This is a genomic window from Streptomyces sp. NPDC019443 (assembly GCF_044389785.1).
Taxonomy (GTDB): domain Bacteria; phylum Actinomycetota; class Actinomycetes; order Streptomycetales; family Streptomycetaceae; genus Streptomyces.
In genome coordinates this window covers 104,011-121,617 of record NZ_JBIRYJ010000003.1, presented here as the reverse complement: position 1 = coordinate 121,617, position 17,607 = coordinate 104,011, and the positions used below count along the sequence as shown (strand labels likewise).

Here is a 17,607-nt window from a genome sequence, read left to right as displayed (position 1 = left end):
TCAGCTCCTCGTCATGGATGGTGTCGCCGTCTGCGGCCTGCCGCTATCGGTATGGGTACGGGTATGGGCATGGGTGTTGGGCCGTGCTCGGAATCGGGTGACGGGAGCGGTGAGACTGATCCAGCCCGAGGTGGAACCGTCCCAGACGTAGCCGTCGCCGAAGTAGCGAGGCGTGAGGTACTCGAACTCCGCACTGCCACCGATCAGATGGTCCAGGCCGTTCAGATACGCGCGGATGTCCGCCCGCGTTGCGTATGGACCGTTCAGCACCTGGTCCCGGGCTGCGATATAGGCCCGCTCATGGTGCTCGACCAGCTCACGAAGCCGGTCGACGCAACTCTGCAGACCGAGTCCCTCGCGCTCGATCAGCACGCGGGCCACCGTCATCTTGTCGTCCTGCGCATGCTCCTTGCGCCACGAGAGCAGGTCGTTGACGATGATCATCTGCCGCATGCAGTGCGTGTGCACCTCCGCGAGCAGCCGGTCGCATCCGGTCATGTTGACGCCCGCCGCGTATTCGGTCATCAGCCGGATGAAGTCGCAGCCGAAACTGTTCAGACGCACGGTCATACAGGTCTCGTAGTCCGGCACCCGCCCCGTCAGCTTGAAGCGGATCTCGGTGACGCACCCGCGCAGAAACGCCTCGAGAGCACCGGCGAACCGTCGAGTCTGACCAGGAGAGAGTCCAGGACTGATACGACGCCACAGCTCCTTGCCCGCCAAGCCGTAGGGAAAGTCCTCGCTCCCGCCGCCGTCACCGTGGAAGTCGTCCATGATGTCGGCGAACACCTCGCGCGCACCGGCCTCATCGGCTCCCAGCGCCGAACGGTCCGAGACGAAGCTGTCGATGACGGTGACGTACTGGTACCAGTCGGCGACGTCGAGCGCCCGCTGCTCGTCGGCGTACGGCACGGTCAGTGGTCCGTACAGTCCGTTCCGCTGACGTAGGAAGGACAGCAGGTCTTCCTCACTCGCGAAGCAGTCGCCGAGTCGGCGGCGCACCCAGCCGTTCGACCGGAACTCGATCTGCGCCGCCTTGGGGTGGTAGGCCACCGGCAGCAGCCGAGGCAGCTCGGGCAGGAAAAACTCGGTCATGACGTCCTTACGGAAGCGGCGTGGGCAAGTTGGCGCAGGGTTTCGACGGCAGCCTCCGGGAAGGGGGCGTGGTCGAGGGCATTCATGGCTCGGCGCAAACGACGGGCGATCATCCGCTCCACCGCGATGCGGGCACCGGTGGCTTCCAGAACGGCACGCACGGAGTCGGCCTGCTCCTCGGTCAGATCGGGGCGGCCCACCAGAGCACGCAGAAGGCGGAGTTGCGCAGGAGTGGCTCTTGCGACGGCGAGAGCCATCAGCACGGTGCACTTGCCGTGGCGGAAGTCGTCAGTGATGGGTTTGCCGGTCGCCGCGGGATCGCCGAATCCTCCCAGGAGGTCGTCCCGGAGTTGGAACGCTTCTCCGATGGGAAGGGCGTAGGCGGTGCAGGCTTCCATGACGGCGGTGCTGCATCCGGCCAGAGCGCCACCGAGATGCAGCGGTCGCTCCACGGTGTACTTGGCGGTCTTGAAGCGGCTCACAGTCAGGGCATAGGCGATATTGCCGGTCGGCCTGCCAGTGCCGAGCAGGTCGAGATACTGGCCGTACATGACCTCGGTACGCATGGCGTTCACCACGCCAAGGGCCGCACGCATTGGCACGGGCGCGAGGCCCGCCGAGTGGAGCAACTCGTCGGACCAGGCCAGTGCGAGGTCGCCGAGCAGGATGGCGGCGTTTGCACCGAACTGGTCGGCGTCCCCTGGGCCTTGGCGGCTTCGGTGACGGTCGGCCAGGGATGCGTGGACGCTTCGATGCCCTCTGCGCGTGTCGCTGTCGTCCATGACGTCGTCATGAATGAGGGCGGAGGTGTGGAACAACTCCAAAGACGCCGCGGCCCGCAGCACCGGTTCCGGGTCTCCGCGACCATGTGCGGCGCACCAGCCGCACACGCACATCACCGGTCGTATTCGTTTGCCGCCCACGAAGAGGAATCTGCGTAACGTGCCGATGAGTTCGGTGAGTTGGGGAGGAGCCGAACGGCTCTTCGCCGCCAGAAAATCCGCAAGCACCGAGTCGACCGCTAGCCGGATCTCCACCATGTCCAGCACGGCGTCATTGAGGGCCATCATGGTGTGGCCCCCCGCACCTGCCACGGCAACGCGCATGGCCCCCCTCCGAGGGAGCGAGACGAGGAAGCAAGAGCGAGCAAATCAGTGCGGAGACATGTACTCCCCGTTCGTTCGCCCTTGATGCTTCACCTCTCCACCCCGGGGGAAACCACGATGCTGCTGCCCCTGGCGCATCATTTCCCACCATGTGGTGCACGACACGGCGCGCACGGCCTACCGTGCGCCGTTGACTACGCGGATGGTGCTCCGCTAAGCGGCTCGTGCCGCACCATCTCCAAGCGGCGCGGCCGCAGCCCCGTCGCGACCAGCTCGTCGCGCGCCCGCGCCGCAACATTCCCCGCCCCGCACTGACCGGCCAGGTCCACAGCACGGTGCAGGGGCTCGGCCGCTTGCGAGAGGAGTCCGGCGCGGCGAAGCGCGGTGCCGAGTTCCACCAGAGCACCCGCGAGTTCGTACGACGACGGCGCCAACTCCAGCGTGGTGACGGCACGCTGAAGCAGAGCAATCCCCTCGGGCCCGTCCGTCACCCGGGCGAGCACATACAGCCCTTTCCCCACCGCCGTTGCCGTACCGAAGCGCTCGGCGCGGCGCAGCGCCTCCCGTGCCAGGTCCAGCGCCCGCCCAGCGTCCGTTGTCCGGGTGGCCAGCGCGAGATGGGGCAGCCACGGGCACCAGGCCGGATTGCGCATACCGCGCAGATCGAGGCGGCGGCCCACCGCGGCCAGCTCTTCGGCAGCCTGCTTGTCCATTCCCTGAGCCAACAGCAGTTCGCCGTGGACGGTCTCGGCATCGGGAAGCGTCACGGCCGACGGGAACGGCTTGCCGAACCGGCGTTCCACTGCCAGCTCCTGGGCAGCGGCCGTCTCCCCGCGGGCCAGCAGGATTTCGATCAGGCTTGCCATCGCGTACCACTGGGCATGGGTGCCCGCGGTCCCCAGGCGGTCCCCGAGCTGCAGTCCGGCGCGTACGAAGTCCTCGGCGTCGGTGAGCCGGCCTTTCCAGAAGCGGATATAGCCGAGCAGGCTGTAGGCGAGCGAGAGGTGCACCCCTCGCCAGCCCTGCTGTTCGTACTCTGCGATGGCTTGCGAATACAGCTCCTCGGCCCGGTCCGGGCGGTCGCAGTACAGGAAGGTGAGCGCCACCAGCGACGGGGCTTCGAAGCCCCACTGCTCGTCCGTCCACCTCATCCCGCCCGAACCCAGCGCCCGCTCCGCGAACTCCAGTGCGGTCGCCGCCGGTTCGCCGCGCACCATCGCATCCCATGCGCGCAGCCCGTAGAGATAGCGTTCGGTCTGGCTCTGGCCGGACAGCCGCTGTGTGAGTTGGCTGAGCCGACGCGACAGGACCGGCGCTTGCCGGTCGTCGGAGGTGAACGCCGACAGCATGAAATGTTCCATGAGCATGCGCAGACGTACTCGAGAGTCCGTGGCGATACGGAATTCCTCCATCGCCACCTCCGCGGCTTCCGTGAGCCGGTCGCAATGCGACAGCGCCCTCCCGAGACGGATGACGATGCTCTGCCGCAGTTCCGACGGCAGAGCCGGCTCCTGCAGCGCAGCCCGCAAATGGTTCACCGTCACCGTCGGATCGTGCAGCAGCGCCGGGGAACCGAGTTCGTGCAGCACGTTGGCCCGCAGTCTCGCGGGCGGAGGCTCGCGCAGCGCGCGGCTCAGACAGCGCCGGGCAGCGTCGGGAGCACCGCGGTGCACATACTCCCTTGCCGCTTCGCGCAGTTGCTCCGCCACCCAGGCGTCGCCCTCCGGTTGTGTCTCCAGCAGATGTCGAGCCGCCACGGCCGGACCCTCGCCCGCCTCGACGAGCTCCCAGGCGGCCTTGCCGTGCAGTGCCACCCGCATCGCGGGCGGGATGGCCCGATAGACCGCGGTCGCGATCAGCGGATGGACGAACTCCGGCTTCATGCCGTACGTCAGAATGCGCTCGGTCCTCAGCACATCCGCCGCTTCCGCGGCCTCGGCCGGTCCCAGCGCTGCCAGCGACGCAGCAAGGCTGAAGGTCGCCTCGGAGCCAAGGACGGCCACGGCCCAGGCCAGCCGCACCGCGATCGTGCCCAGCTGCTCCAGCCGGTCCACCAGACCACCGCCCTTGGTCTCGGCCGCGAGGTCCCGCAACGTACAGGCGTTCTCTCGCCTGGGGACCAGGTGACGGTCGCGTACCTTCGCCGCCAACTCGACCGTCTCAAAGGGGTTCCCGCCTGTGACCAGCCAGGCTTCGTGACAGAAGTCGTCGTCGACCCCGGTGCCCAGCGTCTCGCGCAACAGATCGGCGACCGCGGTCGGCGTCAGCGGCGCCAGGTCCAGCGGACGCACCCGGTTCCGCTCGACCATGTCGCTGAACGCCTGGGCCTCATCCGGCATTTCCTCCGGGCGGTAGGCGACGACCACGAGTACGGGCAGGTCCTCGACCCGCGCGGCAAAGGAGTTCAGCCAGGCCAGGGACTCCGCATCCGCCCAGTGTGCGTCGTCGACGACCAGGACCAAGGGGCCGCGCCGTACCGCGACATGAGTGACCACCCAGTCCAGACCGTCCCGCACCCCCTGCGGATCCGGCACCGCGCGCTCCGCGGCGGGACTCAAGCCGACACAGGGACCGATGATGCCGTACCAGTCGCCCAGCACCTCCCGGCGCTCGCTCTCGGTGTACGAGGCCAGCAGCGGCTGGAGCAACTGCCGCACCACATGGAAGGCCAGACTCTGTTCCTGCTCGCCGCCTTTCGCGAAGAGCCCTGTGCAGTCCCGCTCGGCCATAAGGCGACGCACCTCCTCCAGGAGGGTCGTCTTGCCTGCCCCGGCCGGTCCGGTGAAGGCCAGCAAGCCACCGCGGCGTGCGGAGGGGATCACCGCACCCGCCGTCGAACGGCCGCTCACCGCGTCCAACGCCGCCTTGACAATGACCAGTTCGGCGTCTCGCTCAAGGGTTCTGGGAACGATCCGTATGTCCCGCTCGCGCTGCTCCTCGTCCGGTTCTCGGCCTTCGGCTCGCTGCGTGTCCGACCGGTCCGTGACCACCTGTTCTCCTCCCGGCACGGTGAGCATGCCCGTCGGCGATCTCGCTCTTCACGTAGCGTATCTCCCGACTAACCGTCAGCGAGAGGACGGCGGAGCATGTACATCCTCAAGAGTGGACGCGCCGTTACATGGTCCCGCTCCTCCGCCATGACGGCCGTCCCTTCCGCGGTGGGGCCCCGCCACCGGCATTGACCTCCTCGTGTCCACGCGGCCGGCGTCCGACGATCGAGGTACGGCCTCGTCCGACGAGTGGCGTGAGTCTGGCCCGGGCGGCGATGTCGCAACTACCGCGACCTCTTACCACGCAGCAGTCTTATCGGCCTCGACCATGCCTGGATCTGTCGTTAATTCAGGTGAACTCCGAATCATACGTCCCGATTAGAGGCAAGGATCCTCTACCTTCCTGCCGTCCCTACTCCATCGTGGAGGTCAGGGACGACGCTTCTGAGCCGGGCACAATCTCGGGGAGTTCGTGTTGCGTATGGTGCTTGAGCGCGCTGACGGGGGAGGGTCGCCACAGGCCGAGCTGCGCAGCAGGTGGCTGTACGTGGCGGGAGTGGGTCAGGCCGTGTGCATCGGCTCCGCGGTCGCCGCTGGGGTGGGCGGGCGGTTCGCCCAGCTGGGGCTGCCGGTGGCCGATGTCGGGGTGCCCGCCGCGCACGGAGTGGCCGTCCTCTCCATCCTCGCGCGGGCGCGATCGGCCACGGGACGAGTGCGGCTGCGCCTGCTGTTGCTCGGCCTGTCGACGGGTGCGGCCGGCATGCATGAGCTTGTGCTGCGCCAGTTGACAGCATTGCTCCGGTCGCCCACCGGGATGCTCTATTCGGCGGTCGAACTGCTTGCCGTGGCCGGCATCGCCGTCGCGCTCTGTCTGGGCGTGGCCGGGCTGGTAGTCGCGGCCGGCGACGGCGGCACGCGGCTGACCTGGCTGCGACGGCTGTTGGACGGGTGGATGATTGCTGGATCGTTGTTCACCCTTGGCTGGGTACTCCTCCTGCATCGGGCGGATCTGGGCGGTGACATCCTGGCAACGCTGTCCGATCTCGGCCGAGTGGTCGCGGACATCCTCGTCCTGGGACTGTTGCTGGTCCTGCGCTTCGCCATGCCACGCGGGCAGCGTGCGTCCGTCACCGTTGCGGCATTCGGTCTTGCGGTCTTCGCGATAAGCGACATGCTCCGCGTCTTTTCGGCAGAGCCGGTCGTCTCAACCACGATTCCGGTCACCGAAACATGCTCGATGACCGGTATGTTCCTCATCGCCGCAGCGCCGTGGCTGCCCGGCGGCGACAGCGTCCTGGGCGTGGACCGGCGGGAGTTGCCCGTGGCGGCAGTGGTGGCGGCGTTCCTCCCCGTAGTCGTTTGTGCGGTGGCCGTGGTGGTGCACACCTTGTCCGGTTACCGCCTCGATGTGGTCATGCTGGTCGTCGGAGGCACCGTGTTGTGTGCACTGAGTGTGCGTCAAGGCGTGGTGCACGCTGACAGTCTCTGCCTCACGAGGGAGGTCGCCACCCGCGAGGATCACTTCCGTACGCTCGTCCAGGGTTCGAGTGACGTGATTGCTATCGCCGGCGAGGACTGTGTCCTGCTCTACATCAGTCCGGCTGTGCGACAGGTCTTCGGGTACCGGCCCGAGGATCTTCTTGGCACCCGCTTGCCGCTGCTCATTCACCCCGACGACTTGCCGCCGCTGAAACAGACCATCGGGAAACTGAGGGAGGAAGACGAACTCAGGAGCCACAGTCTGAGCCGTCGTGTTTCCTGCCGGATGCGGTCGGCCGACGGACAATGGCGCCACATCGAGTCAATGATCAGCCTTCACCACGACGGATTGATCGCCAACAGCCGGGATGTGAGCGAACGAGTCGCGCTGCAGGCACAGCTGGAGCATTTGGCGTTCCATGATGCGCTGACCGGCCTGCCCAATCGTGCTCTGTTCGCTGATCGGATCAAGCACGCCCTGGCCAAGCGGTCGGCCGACAGTGCACCGCCCGCAGTGCTCTTCCTCGACCTGGACGGCTTCAAGCAAGTCAACGATTCGGCCGGGCATGCGGCAGGTGATGAACTGCTCATCCAGGCCGGGCAGCGGCTGCAGGCAGCGGTACGAGCGGAAGACACCGTTGCCCGCCTCGGCGGCGATGAGTTCGGCGCACTGCTGGAGGGGGAGGCTGGGGCGTGTGAGTCCCGGACGCGGGAGGTGGCGGAGCGGCTGCTGTTCGCCTTGACGCAGCCCTACCGCCTCGCCGGTACCGAGGCCGTGGTCGCGGCTTCGATCGGGCTCGCGGTGGCCACCCCGGGTATCACCCCCGACGAATTGATGCGCAATGCCGACCTGGCGATGTACGGCGCCAAGGCCGCAGGCAAGCGACGCATTCAGATGTATCAGCCGCAGACGCACGGCAGTCAGCGTCCAAGTTGGGCGGCAAGTGACCGTGTCATTTCAATGAACAAAGTCGTCATGGAGTAGTTGGTCGCGGACTGCGTCGAAGCCCTCGAGGGCTCGTGCGAGTTGCTCTTCGGTGTGCACCGCGATGTAGCTGCTTCTCAGGCGGGGCGACGCGGCGGGAGGGAGTACCGCGTTGACATATACACCTTGCTCAATCAGGAGATTCCACGCGATGAGAGTGCGTTTTTCGTTCACTGTATCGATGGGGACTATCGGTGCTTGGCCGGCGCCCGTTGGATAGCCGAGCGACGCCAGTTCCCTTCGCATGAAATCCGCCTTTGAAATCACTTCTTTGGAGCGCCACGGCTCCTCCTGAAGTATGCGCAGCGACTCCAGAGCTGCTGCCGTGTTGGCCGGGCTCAAGCTCGCGGAGAACAACAGGCTGCGTGCGTTGTGGCGGAGGTACTCAATTACCTCCTCATCGCCGAGGATCGCTCCGCCAGTTGATCCGAAAGCCTTGGAGAAGGTGAGCGTGACGAGTGGCACTTCCTCCACGAGGCCGTAGTGGGCGCACGTTCCCCTGCCCTCGGCCAACACGCCGACGCCATGCGCGTCGTCGACGAGGAGAGTGGCTCCGTACTGTCGGCACACCCGTACTAATTCAGGCAGCGGACAAAGGTCGCCCTCCATGCTGTAGACGCCGTCCACCACAACCATCCGACCGGCCTGCTTGGGAAGTTGATCGAGTTTGCGGCTCAGATCCTGTGTGTCGTTGTGCGCGAACCACTGGACCCTGGCCCGACTGAGCCGAGCGGCGTCGACGAGGGAAGCGTGTGCCTGCTTGTCGATGAGAATGTGATCCCCTGGACCGCAGAGGCCGGTGACAGCAGCTAGGTTGGTCTGATAGCCCGTGGTCAGCAACAGGGCGGCTGGTTTGCCGAAGTACTTGGCGAGCTTCCTCTCCAAGTGGTCATGGAGTTCGAGGTTGCCATTCAGGAGCCGAGAACCCGTGCAGCCCGCGCCATATCGGCGCGATGCTTCTGCGGCGGCGTCACATACCCGTGGGTCGGTGCTCAGTCCTAGGTAGTCGTTGGAGCCGCACATGATGACCTCGCGGCCGTCTGGAAGCCGAGCCACGCCCTGGTCCCGCTCGCTGAAATTGAGGTAAAAAGGGTAAAGTCCGCTCTTTTTCAGTTCGAGGGAACGGCTATACCCGGTGCACTTTCTGGTGACGCTCATAAATGGCCTTCCCCCCCGAGGGCTCCCGGAGTTGAGCGAGCGTATCGGCTCATCCGCGCAGGGACCCGCCCAGCCCTGCAAGCGAATAAATATTCTCCGATTCCGCACGCAGGTCTATAAAATGCAACCTCAATTCGGTCAAAATTGATCATTCTCGATAGTGGGCCCTCTCCAACCTCCCGGTGAGGCCTGGTGAAGGACGAGGACGCTTCGCGTCACCGCGTCGCGCCCTGCCGGGTTGATTACGCGCCCCGCGACGGGAGTTCCACGCAGTGTCAGGCCGCCGGAAGGCTCCGGCGGCCTGTGAGGGTGCCGTGGTGGGCTTCCCACGGTGAGCGGGTCGTGAGCTGCTCACCGGGGATCCTCGGTTGAGCAGGATGCTTACGGCTTCTCCTGGTCGTGGAGCGCGCTCACCTCCTGGGTCGGCTCGGACGTGCTTCGGAAACGTCGATGCAACCCTCTTGCCGCTGGCGCCAAGGCGCCTATATAACGTTGTAAAGCCAGTCGGAGACAGCCCGGAACTGAGCCAGTCACACGGCTTTCCCGCAGCTCACAGCCTCTTTCGGCAACCGTACGCCCACGCTCCGGTCATCCAGGGCGGCACGGCTGCACTCCCGCACTGCCCGCGACCGTACGCCGCCCGGCGGCGCCGTCCCGTCCGCCAAGGAGTGTCCTTTCATGACCACCACGCGCAGGTCCCGCACGCTCTCCGCCGTAGGCCTCTCCGTCGCGGTCATCACGCTTGCCGCCACCGGCTGTTCGAAGTCGGAGACGACCGACAACGGGGGCAGCGACGCGTCCCAGGCGGCGCAGTCCGCCAAGACGCCGGAGGCGAGTTCCGGCCCGGGCTGCGCCCTGACCGCCTACGGTGCCCCGAAGGTCGACCTGAAGAACGCAATCGTCGGCTTCTCCCAGTCGGAGAAGGAGGCCAACCCCTTCCGCATCGCCGAGACGCAGTCCATCAAGGACGAGGCGGCGAAGGTCGGGGTCAAGAAGCTGCTGACCACCAATGCGCAGTCGCAACTGTCCAAGCAGATCAGCGACATCCAGGACATGCTCGCCCAGGGGGCACAGTTCCTCATCGTCGCCCCGCTCAACTCCGACGGTCTTGAGCCGGCCCTCAAGGCCGCGGCCGACAAGCATGTGCCGGTCCTGACGATCGACCGGAAGATCAACGCCACGGCGTGCAAGGACTACCTCGCCTTCCTGGGTTCGGACTTCGTGGAGCAGGGCAAGCGGGCAGCCGACGCGATGATCAAGGCCACGGGCGGCAAGGGCAAGGTCGCCATTCTGCTGGGCGCCTCCGGAAACAACGTCACCACCGACCGCACCAAGGGGTTCGTCGACCAGATCAAGGCCAAGGCGCCCGGCCTGGAGATCGTCGCCCAGCAGACCGGCGAGTTCGCACGCGACAAGGGCCAGCAGGTCATGGAGCAGCTCATTCAGTCCAAGCCGGAGATCACCGCGGTCTACGCCGAGAACGACGAAATGGGCCTCGGCGCGCTCACCGCTCTCAAGGGTGCCGGCAAGAAGCCCGGCAAAGACATCAAGATCGTCTCCATCGATGGCACGCGTAACGCCGTCCAGGCCCTGGCCAACGGCGAGTACAACGCGGTCATCGAGTCCAACCCGAGGTTCGGCCCGCTCGCCTTCGCGACCGCGCAGAAGTTCTACGGCGGCGAGTCCATCCCGGAGAACGTCATCATCTCCGACCGCGCCTATGACGAGGCCAACGCCAAGTCGTCGATCGGCGGAGCGTACTGATCCATGCCGCTGCGGGCCGGCACGACCCCCGTCTCATCTCGTGGCGGCCTGGGAACCATCCAGACGATCTCCGGAGGCCAGGTTCATGGCACCCCCCGAAGCGGCAGCGTCCGCTGCGGCAGGCGCGCAGCCGCCGAACGCACCGGCGCTGCTGGAGGCCCGCGGCGTCAGCAAGCGGTTCCCCGGCGTAGTCGCCCTCGACGACGTCTCGTTCACCGTTCGCGCGGGAGAGACCCACGCCCTCGTCGGCGAGAACGGGGCGGGCAAGTCCACCTTGATCAAGGTACTCACCGGCGTCCACCGCCCCGACGGCGGCGAACTGCTGCTGTCCGGACGGCAGATGCACTTCACTCGCCCCTTCGAGGCGCAGCAGGCGGGCATCTCCACGATCTACCAGGAGGTGAACCTTGTCCCTCTGATGAGCGTGGCCTGCAACATCTTCCTCGGCCGTGAGCCCAAGTCCCGTTTCGGGCTCATCGATTTCGGGCGCATGCACAGCGAGACGGCCGAGCTGCTCGCCCGGTTCGGCGTCCGCGTCGATCCCCGGCGGCCGCTGCACACCTTGGGCGTCGGGACGCAACAGATGGTCGCGCTGGCGCGCGCAGTGTCTGTCCAGGCACAGGTGGTGGTCATGGACGAGCCCACCTCATCCCTCGAACCACGAGAGGTGGAGACCCTGTTCCAGGTCATCGGCGATTTGCGGCGGCAGAACATCGCTGTCGTCTACGTCAGCCACCGCATGGACGAGCTGTATCGCGTCTGCGACCGGGTCACCGTCCTGCGCGACGGCCGGCACGTCCACACAGGCGACCTGGCCGGCGTGGACCGCATGCACCTGGTGTCCATGATGCTCGGCCGGGAGATCACGGAGGTCCGCCGGCACGGCGTGACAGCATTCGGCGGCGAGGGACATGACGTCGCGCGCCGACCCGTCCTCAGGGCCAACGGTCTGACCCGCAGACATCAATTGGACGACATCAGCCTGGATCTCCATGCGGGTGAAGTGCTCGGACTTGGCGGCCTGTTGGGATCCGGGCGCAGCGAGACGGCCAAGGCGCTGGCCGGCGCCCTGCCCCTGGACGCGGGAGAGATCAGCATTGCCGGCAGGCCGCTGCGTCGGACGACCTCCGCGAGTGCCATCCGGGCCGGGATCAGTCTGTTGCCCGAGGACCGTAAGGCGGAGGGCATCGTGCCGGGCCTGTCGGTCCGGGAGAACATCGTGCTCGCCGCCATGCCCCGGCTGTCCCGGGCCGGCGTCGTCTCGCGCAAGCAGCAGGACCGCATCGTGGACGTTTTCATGAAGCGGCTGCGGATCAAGGCTTCCAGCCCGGAGCAGAAGGTCGGTGAACTCTCCGGCGGCAACCAGCAGAAGGTGCTGCTCGCGCGATGGCTGTGCCTGGAGCCCAAGGTGCTGCTGCTGGATGAGCCCACTCGCGGCATCGACGTCGGTGCCAAGGCCGAGGTGCAGGCGCTGATCGACGAACTGGCCCAGGAAGGCCTCGCCGTCCTGCTGATCTCCTCCGACCTCGAGGAACTGGTCGAGGGCTCCGACCGGATCGTGGTGTTGCGGGGCGGGTCCGTGGCCGGAGAGCTGACCGGCGATCAGGTCGGCGAGAGCGCACTGCTGGAAGTGCTCGCCGACCATTCCGCAGCCGCCGCTCCGGAAGGAACGGATCCCGCCCCGGACTCCGACACCACCGGCACCGGCACCGGCACAGGCCCGCACGTCCCGGCCAAGGCCTCGGCCGGCAAGGAGGATCTCCGATGACCAGCCAAGCGACCGTAGTGCCGGGGCGCGGCCCGTCACAGCTGCGCGGCCCCGCATGGTTCCAGGAGTACGGCGTGTACGTCGCAGTGGCCGCGCTGCTGGTCTTCAACGCCTTCTTCACAGAACACTTCGTCACCGTCGACAATTTCCGCACCCAGCTGATCCAGGCCGCCCCGGTTGTCATCGTGGCTCTGGGCATGGCCCTGGTGATCGGCACCGAGGGCGTGGACCTGTCCGTGGGTTCGGCCATGGCGCTGGCCGCCGCCCTGCTGCCGCTCTACCTCGGCTACGGACTCGTGCCGGCCCTCCTCATCGCTCTCCTGGCCGGCGCCGTGGTCGGCGCGGTGAACGGCACCTTGGTGTCGCTGGTCGGTCTTCAACCCATCGTCGCCACCCTCGCGCTGTTCGTCGGCGGCCGCGGGATCGCCCTGGTCGTGGCCGACGGCCGGCTGAAGCAGATCGCCAACCCCGATCTGCTCGCCCTGGGCACTGGAAGCTTCCTCGGCATCCCGCTGGTCGTTCTGATCGCCGGTGTGCTGGCGCTCGCCGTGGCCTTCCTGGTACACCGCACCACTTTCGGCCGACAGGTCGTCGCGATCGGTGGCAACCGCCCCGCCGCGGCACTGGCAGGTCTGCCGGTCAAACGGGTCCTGACCGGTGTGTACGTCCTGTGCGGCGTACTCGCGGCGCTGGCGGGCGTGCTGGCCACCGCCCGGCTCACCGCCAGCGACCCCTCCTCCCTGGGCAACTTGATGGAGCTGTCCGCGATCACGGCCGTGGTCGTCGGCGGGACACCGCTCAGCGGCGGTTCCATCCGCGTCCTCGGCACCGTCGCCGGCGCCCTGCTCATGCAGCTGCTGCGCGCCACCCTGGTCAAGCACGATCTGCCCGACTCCACCGCCCAGATAGCCCAGGCGGCCATCATTCTCGCCGCCGTCTACGTCGCCCGGGAGCGCCGATCCCGATGAAACTCCTCTCAGCACTCGGTTCCTCCGAGGCCGGTTCCCGACCGCCGGCCGCATCCGTTCCGCCCGGCAGCCCGCCCCGGCAGGACGTGGCGGCCGAACAGCCGACCGGCAGGGAGCGCTTCGCCTCACTGGTCCAACGCCAGGGCGTACTCGCCGTTCTGGTCCTCGTGGTGGCTGTCTCGTCGTTCGTCTATCCGACCTTCGCCACCATGGACAACGCCCGCGGAGTGACGGTCCAGGCATCCTTCCTCGCCATCGTGGCACTGGGCATGACCCTGGTGATCATCACGGGCGGCATCGACCTGTCCGTCGGCTCGGTATTCGCGCTCGGCGGCGTACTCGCGGCCTGGGCCTCGCAATGGGGCATCCTCCCCGCCCTGGTGGTCCCACTCGCCGTGTGCGGAGCGATCGGCGCCCTCAACGGACTCCTCATCGCACGCGCCGGTCTGGCGCCGTTCATCGTCACCCTCGCCTCGCTGCTGGCCGCCCGTGGGCTGCTGCTTGCCATCACCGACGAGGGCGCCAGCACGTACCTGGTTCCCAAGGAGTCGGCCTTCGCCCACATCGGGCAGGGCAGCATCTGGGGATTCGGCTATCCGATCCTGATCGCGGCAGTGCTCTTCGGCGCCGGAGGTCTGGTCCTGCAACGCACCTCCTTCGGCCAGACACTGTTCGCCGTGGGCGGCAGCGCCGACGCGGCGACGCTGATGGGTCTCCCCGTCGCCCGAGCGAAGGTGATGGTCTACCTGCTCAGCGGGCTACTGGCCGGCCTGGCAGGCGCGATCAACGCGGCGCGGCTCTCCTCCGGCGTCACCATCATCGGTGTCGGCATGGAACTTGACGCCATCTCGGCGGTCGTCATCGGAGGCACGCTGCTCATCGGCGGCGCGGGTTCGGTGAGCGGCACACTGTGGGGGGTGCTGCTGCTCGCGGTGATCCAGAACCTGATCAACCAGATCGGTTCGCTCAATTCCTCCTACCAGTCCGTGGTCAGCGGCGGCTTCCTGATCGTGGTCGTGGTGGCGCAGCGATACCTGGCACGGAGCCGCAGAACCACCTGAGGAACGCCGGGTGCCGCACGGCCGCAGTGTCGGCCGTGCCCGGCGCACAGCATGCCGGACCCGGATGTCTCCGGGGCCCCGGTCCGGTCCAGCGAAGGAGTGCAGTGGGCGTCAGTCTGAAAGACGTCGCGCAGCGGGCGGGCGTTTCGGTCAAGACCGTGTCGAACGTGGTGAACAACTATCCCCACGTCACACCGCACATGCGCGCAAAGGTGCAGCAGGCCATCGACGAACTCGGTTACCGCCCCAACCTCACCGCGCGCCATCTGCGTAAAGGACGCACCGGCATCATCGCCCTCGCCGTCCCCGAACTCGGCAACCCGTACTTCGCCGAGTTGGCCGGCGCGGTCATCGACGCGGCCGCCCGGTACGACTACACCGTTCTGGTGGACCACACGGCCGGACTGCGTGAGCAGGAGGTCCTGGTCAGCCAGGGATTTCGCTCCCATGTCATCGACGGACTCATTCTGAGTCCGATCCATCTGGAGGCCGAGGACCTGACCGGGCGGGACGAGACTGCGCCGCTGGTGCTGCTGGGGGAGCGGGAGTACGAGGCCCCCTACGATCACATCGCCATCGACAACGTGGCCGCGGCTCGTGAGGCAGTCCGTCATCTCCTCTCCATCGGACGCCGGCGGATCGCCTTCATCGGTTCCCGCACCGGCCGCGAGCGCCAGCCGGCACACCTGCGGTTGCGCGGCTGGCGGGAAGAACTCGTCGCCGCCGGACTGGAGCCCGACGAAAACCTGGTCGCCGCAACCGACGGCTACGGACGCGTCGACGGCGCCACCGCCATGGCTGCTTTGCTGGACCGCGGTGAGCGGCCCGACGCCGTCTTCGCCTACAACGACCTGATCGCCATCGGGGCAATGCGTACGCTCACCGAGCGGGGCCTCATCGTGCCCGACGACGTCGCCGTGGTCGGCTTCGACGACATCGAGGAAAGCCGGTTCGGCGCCGTCACCCTCACCACGATCTCCCCCGACAAGCAGGCCATCGCCCGTCTCGCCGTGGAGAGCCTCGTCGAACGGCTCGCCGGCCATCGGGCCGAACCCCTCCGGGCCCGGCCCGGATACCGCCTCCTCGTCCGCGAGTCCACCAGTACCGGCGGGCCCGCCGCGAAGGCGGTCCGAACCGGGCACCGCCAGGACCTGGCTGCCCCCGGCTGAGGTGCGAACCCGGCTGCTCCGCACGAACACCGCTCACGACCCGCTTGATCTGCTTGCCCTGCGCGCAGGAGGCGAGGACTTCGCGGAACCCCTCGACATCGGGCAACTCGGGCATGACATCATCCGCCGATCTTCGTACCCCCTTGGCGGTTGGCAGTACATCCAGGGTGGCACCACGAATGGATCACCACCAGGCGACCACCACCGGGCGATGCGCAGGCCCTTAGGTTGTGGCCCCGCGGCCACTACCCCTTGACCGCACCCGAGGTGAGCCCCTGGACGATATGGCGGCTGGCGAAGGCGAAGAGCACCATCGTCGGGAGAATCGTGAGCACCGCCGCCGCAGACATCGAACCCCAGTCGATGTTGAAGCTCGAGATGAAGCCGTTCAACGCCGTGGGGATCGTCTTGTTGTCGTCGCTGTTCATGAGCGTGACCGAAAGGAAGAGTTCGTTCCAACAGTTCACGAAGTTGAAGATGAACGCGGCGATGATGCCCGGCTTCATCACCGGGAGGAGCACCCGGAAGAGGGCCCCGAACCGTGAGAGGCCGTCGATCATGGCGGCTTCCTCCAGTGCGTCCGGGATGTTCGCGAAGAATCCACGGAGCATCACCGTGCAGAAGGGGATGCAGACCCCGACGTACACCAGGATGAGCCCGAGCCGGTTGTCCACCAGTTTCAGCTCGGTCATCATCAGGTACAGCGGGCCCAGCGCGATGAAGGTGGGGATCATCTGCGTGATCAGAGCCGCCATCAGCAGCGCGCTCTTGCTCCGGAATTCGAAACGGGCCAGCACATAAGCCGACAGCATCGAGATCGCGGTTGCCACCGCGCCTGCGACCGTCGCGACGATCAGACTGTTGGTGAGATAGACGCCGAACTGCGCATTGCTGAACAGTCCGGCGTAGTTCTCCAGCGAGAAGTGCTCCGGCCAGTAGGCGATCGGGAACGTGAAGATGTCGCCCGGGCTCTTCAGCGATGTGATGGTGATCCAGTACAGCGGGAAGACCGTGACGACCAGCCAGAGCGCGAGGAAGGTGACTCTGGTGACGCGTCCCGGAACGGACTCCTTGTTGATCACGAAATTGCTCCCTTCTTCTCGCGCGTGGCCATGAGGTAGAAGACCGAGAAGACAAGCAGCACCGCGACGACGATGAGACCGAGCGCGGACGCCTTCCCGTAGTCACCCTGCTGCGTGATCGTGATCATCCACGTGGTCACGATGTGCGTCTCGTTGTTCGGGCCGCCGCCGGTCATTCCGAAGATGATGTCGGGGAAGTTGAAGATCCAGATCACCCGCAGCAGCACGGTCAGCGCCAGCGTCACCCGGATGTAGGGGATGGTGACCTGGAACAGTGTGCGGACCTTGCCAGCCCCGTCGAGTTCGGCCGCCTCGTACAGCTCGTTGGGGACCGACTGCAGTGCGGCGAGGATCATGATGGAGAAAAAGGTGACGCCGTACCAGATGTTGGCGACGATGACGGCGATCATCGCCATCTTCGGATCCGCGAGCCAGGCGATCGGCTGGTCGATCAGTCCCGCCTTCTCCAGAAGGTCGTTGACGACCCCGAACTCGCTGTTGAACATCCAGCGGAACAGGATGCCGATGAGGAATCCGGAAATGGCCCAGGGGAAGAAGATCAGCGCCTGGTACAGCCCGCGGAAGCGGAAACGGCGGCGCAGCCACAGCGCGATGGCGAAACCGATCACGAACTGGGGAATGATGGAAGCGAACACCCACAGCGCGGTATTGCTGAGGACGGTGCTCCATGCCGGATCCGTGAAGATCGCCTGGAAGTTCTCGAAGCCCACCCAGGACGTGTCGGTGAGGTCCGTGAGGTTCCAGTGGCGGAAGGCCATCTGACTGCCCCGGAGCATGGGGTAGTAGATGAAGACAGCGACGAAGAGCACTGCCGGGGCCATGTACGCGGCGATGACCAGGCCGCGGCGTGCGGTGAAGGCCGGCTTGCGCGGACGCTGACCGGACGTTGTCGGTGCGGGCCGAGCGCCCCCCTTGAGGGAGGGGCGCTCCACCTGCTCGTAGGTCGATCGGGTCACGTCCG

The 17,607-nt window shown here is 66.7% G+C and carries 12 protein-coding genes; 6 read left to right on the top strand and 6 right to left on the bottom strand.

Translation table 11 applies throughout. The features are described from left to right. The 3 genes from ACH492_RS11030 to ACH492_RS11020 all read right to left on the bottom strand — a co-directional run bounded on the left by ACH492_RS11030 (position 1) and on the right by ACH492_RS11020 (position 5,191). Positions 1-1,095 (bottom strand): terpene synthase family protein, encoded by a 1,095-nt coding sequence (locus ACH492_RS11030; RefSeq protein WP_398985034.1) that lies wholly within the window; start codon positions 1,093-1,095, stop codon positions 1-3. Continuing rightward, the gene (locus ACH492_RS11025) at positions 1,092-2,201 is read right to left on the bottom strand and encodes a polyprenyl synthetase family protein (protein ID WP_398985032.1); all 1,110 of its coding nucleotides are present in this window, start codon (positions 2,199-2,201) and stop codon (positions 1,092-1,094) included. The genes ACH492_RS11030 and ACH492_RS11025 overlap by 4 nt, the downstream gene beginning before the upstream one ends. Positions 2,202-2,395: 194 nt before the next feature. After that, positions 2,396-5,191 carry an ATP-binding protein gene (locus ACH492_RS11020; protein WP_398985030.1) on the bottom strand — a complete coding sequence of 932 codons (2,796 nt, stop codon included), beginning with the start codon at positions 5,189-5,191 and terminating at the stop codon, positions 2,396-2,398. A 481-nt stretch (positions 5,192-5,672) separates the two neighbouring features. Here ACH492_RS11020 and ACH492_RS11015 point away from each other — a divergent pair, with 481 nt between their 5' ends. Next, complete coding sequence (locus ACH492_RS11015; protein ID WP_398985028.1) at positions 5,673-7,655, top strand: diguanylate cyclase domain-containing protein; 1,983 nt, start codon at positions 5,673-5,675, stop codon at positions 7,653-7,655. Here ACH492_RS11015 and ACH492_RS11010 read toward each other — a convergent pair. Then, the gene (locus ACH492_RS11010; RefSeq protein WP_398985026.1) at positions 7,629-8,813 is read right to left on the bottom strand and encodes an aminotransferase class I/II-fold pyridoxal phosphate-dependent enzyme; all 1,185 of its coding nucleotides are present in this window, start codon (positions 8,811-8,813) and stop codon (positions 7,629-7,631) included. The two genes, ACH492_RS11015 and ACH492_RS11010, sit on opposite strands and share 27 nt — an antisense overlap. Before the next feature lie 678 nt (positions 8,814-9,491). Between ACH492_RS11010 and ACH492_RS11005 the strand changes: the two genes are divergently transcribed. From ACH492_RS11005 to ACH492_RS10985, 5 genes are all read left to right on the top strand, one after another. Further along, on the top strand, positions 9,492-10,577 hold the full coding sequence (locus tag ACH492_RS11005) for an ABC transporter substrate-binding protein (RefSeq protein ID WP_398985024.1): 1,086 nt from the start codon (positions 9,492-9,494) through the stop codon (positions 10,575-10,577). Positions 10,578-10,662: 85 nt separating this feature from the next. Next, entirely contained in the window at positions 10,663-12,345 is a 1,683-nt protein-coding gene (locus tag ACH492_RS11000) for a sugar ABC transporter ATP-binding protein (RefSeq protein WP_398985022.1), read from the top strand. Continuing rightward, positions 12,342-13,313, top strand: a complete 972-nt coding sequence (locus ACH492_RS10995; RefSeq protein ID WP_398985020.1) for an ABC transporter permease — start codon at positions 12,342-12,344, stop codon at positions 13,311-13,313. Before ACH492_RS11000 ends, ACH492_RS10995 begins: the two co-directional genes overlap by 4 nt. Then, the gene (locus tag ACH492_RS10990; protein ID WP_398985018.1) at positions 13,310-14,374 is read left to right on the top strand and encodes an ABC transporter permease; all 1,065 of its coding nucleotides are present in this window, start codon (positions 13,310-13,312) and stop codon (positions 14,372-14,374) included. Before ACH492_RS10995 ends, ACH492_RS10990 begins: the two co-directional genes overlap by 4 nt. A 104-nt stretch (positions 14,375-14,478) precedes the next feature. Then, on the top strand, positions 14,479-15,543 hold the full coding sequence (locus ACH492_RS10985; RefSeq protein ID WP_398985016.1) for a LacI family DNA-binding transcriptional regulator: 1,065 nt from the start codon (positions 14,479-14,481) through the stop codon (positions 15,541-15,543). A gap of 245 nt (positions 15,544-15,788) precedes the next feature. Here the strand turns inward: ACH492_RS10985 and ACH492_RS10980 are convergent, their stop codons facing one another. Further along, a complete protein-coding gene (locus ACH492_RS10980; protein WP_398985014.1) occupies positions 15,789-16,625 on the bottom strand; it encodes a carbohydrate ABC transporter permease in 837 nt (278 codons plus the stop codon). Beyond that, positions 16,622-17,602 carry a carbohydrate ABC transporter permease gene (locus ACH492_RS10975; RefSeq protein WP_398985012.1) on the bottom strand — a complete coding sequence of 327 codons (981 nt, stop codon included), beginning with the start codon at positions 17,600-17,602 and terminating at the stop codon, positions 16,622-16,624. Before ACH492_RS10975 ends, ACH492_RS10980 begins: the two co-directional genes overlap by 4 nt. Positions 17,603-17,607: the final 5 nt, after the last annotated feature.

Excerpts from the sequence above, each read along its gene's own strand:
- ACH492_RS10995 (WP_398985020.1), top strand. The coding sequence starts at position 12,342 with ATGACCAGCCAAGCGACCGTAGTGCCGGGGCGCGGCCCGTCACAGCTG.
- ACH492_RS11000 (WP_398985022.1), top strand. The coding sequence starts at position 10,663 with ATGGCACCCCCCGAAGCGGCAGCGTCCGCTGCGGCAGGCGCGCAGCCG.
- ACH492_RS11025 (WP_398985032.1), bottom strand. The coding sequence starts at position 2,201 with ATGCGCGTTGCCGTGGCAGGTGCGGGGGGCCACACCATGATGGCCCTC.
- ACH492_RS11005 (WP_398985024.1), top strand. The coding sequence starts at position 9,492 with ATGACCACCACGCGCAGGTCCCGCACGCTCTCCGCCGTAGGCCTCTCC.
- ACH492_RS11030 (WP_398985034.1), bottom strand. The coding sequence starts at position 1,095 with ATGACCGAGTTTTTCCTGCCCGAGCTGCCTCGGCTGCTGCCGGTGGCC.
- ACH492_RS10990 (WP_398985018.1), top strand. The coding sequence starts at position 13,310 with ATGAAACTCCTCTCAGCACTCGGTTCCTCCGAGGCCGGTTCCCGACCG.
- ACH492_RS11010 (WP_398985026.1), bottom strand. The coding sequence starts at position 8,813 with ATGAGCGTCACCAGAAAGTGCACCGGGTATAGCCGTTCCCTCGAACTG.
- ACH492_RS11015 (WP_398985028.1), top strand. The coding sequence starts at position 5,673 with ATGGTGCTTGAGCGCGCTGACGGGGGAGGGTCGCCACAGGCCGAGCTG.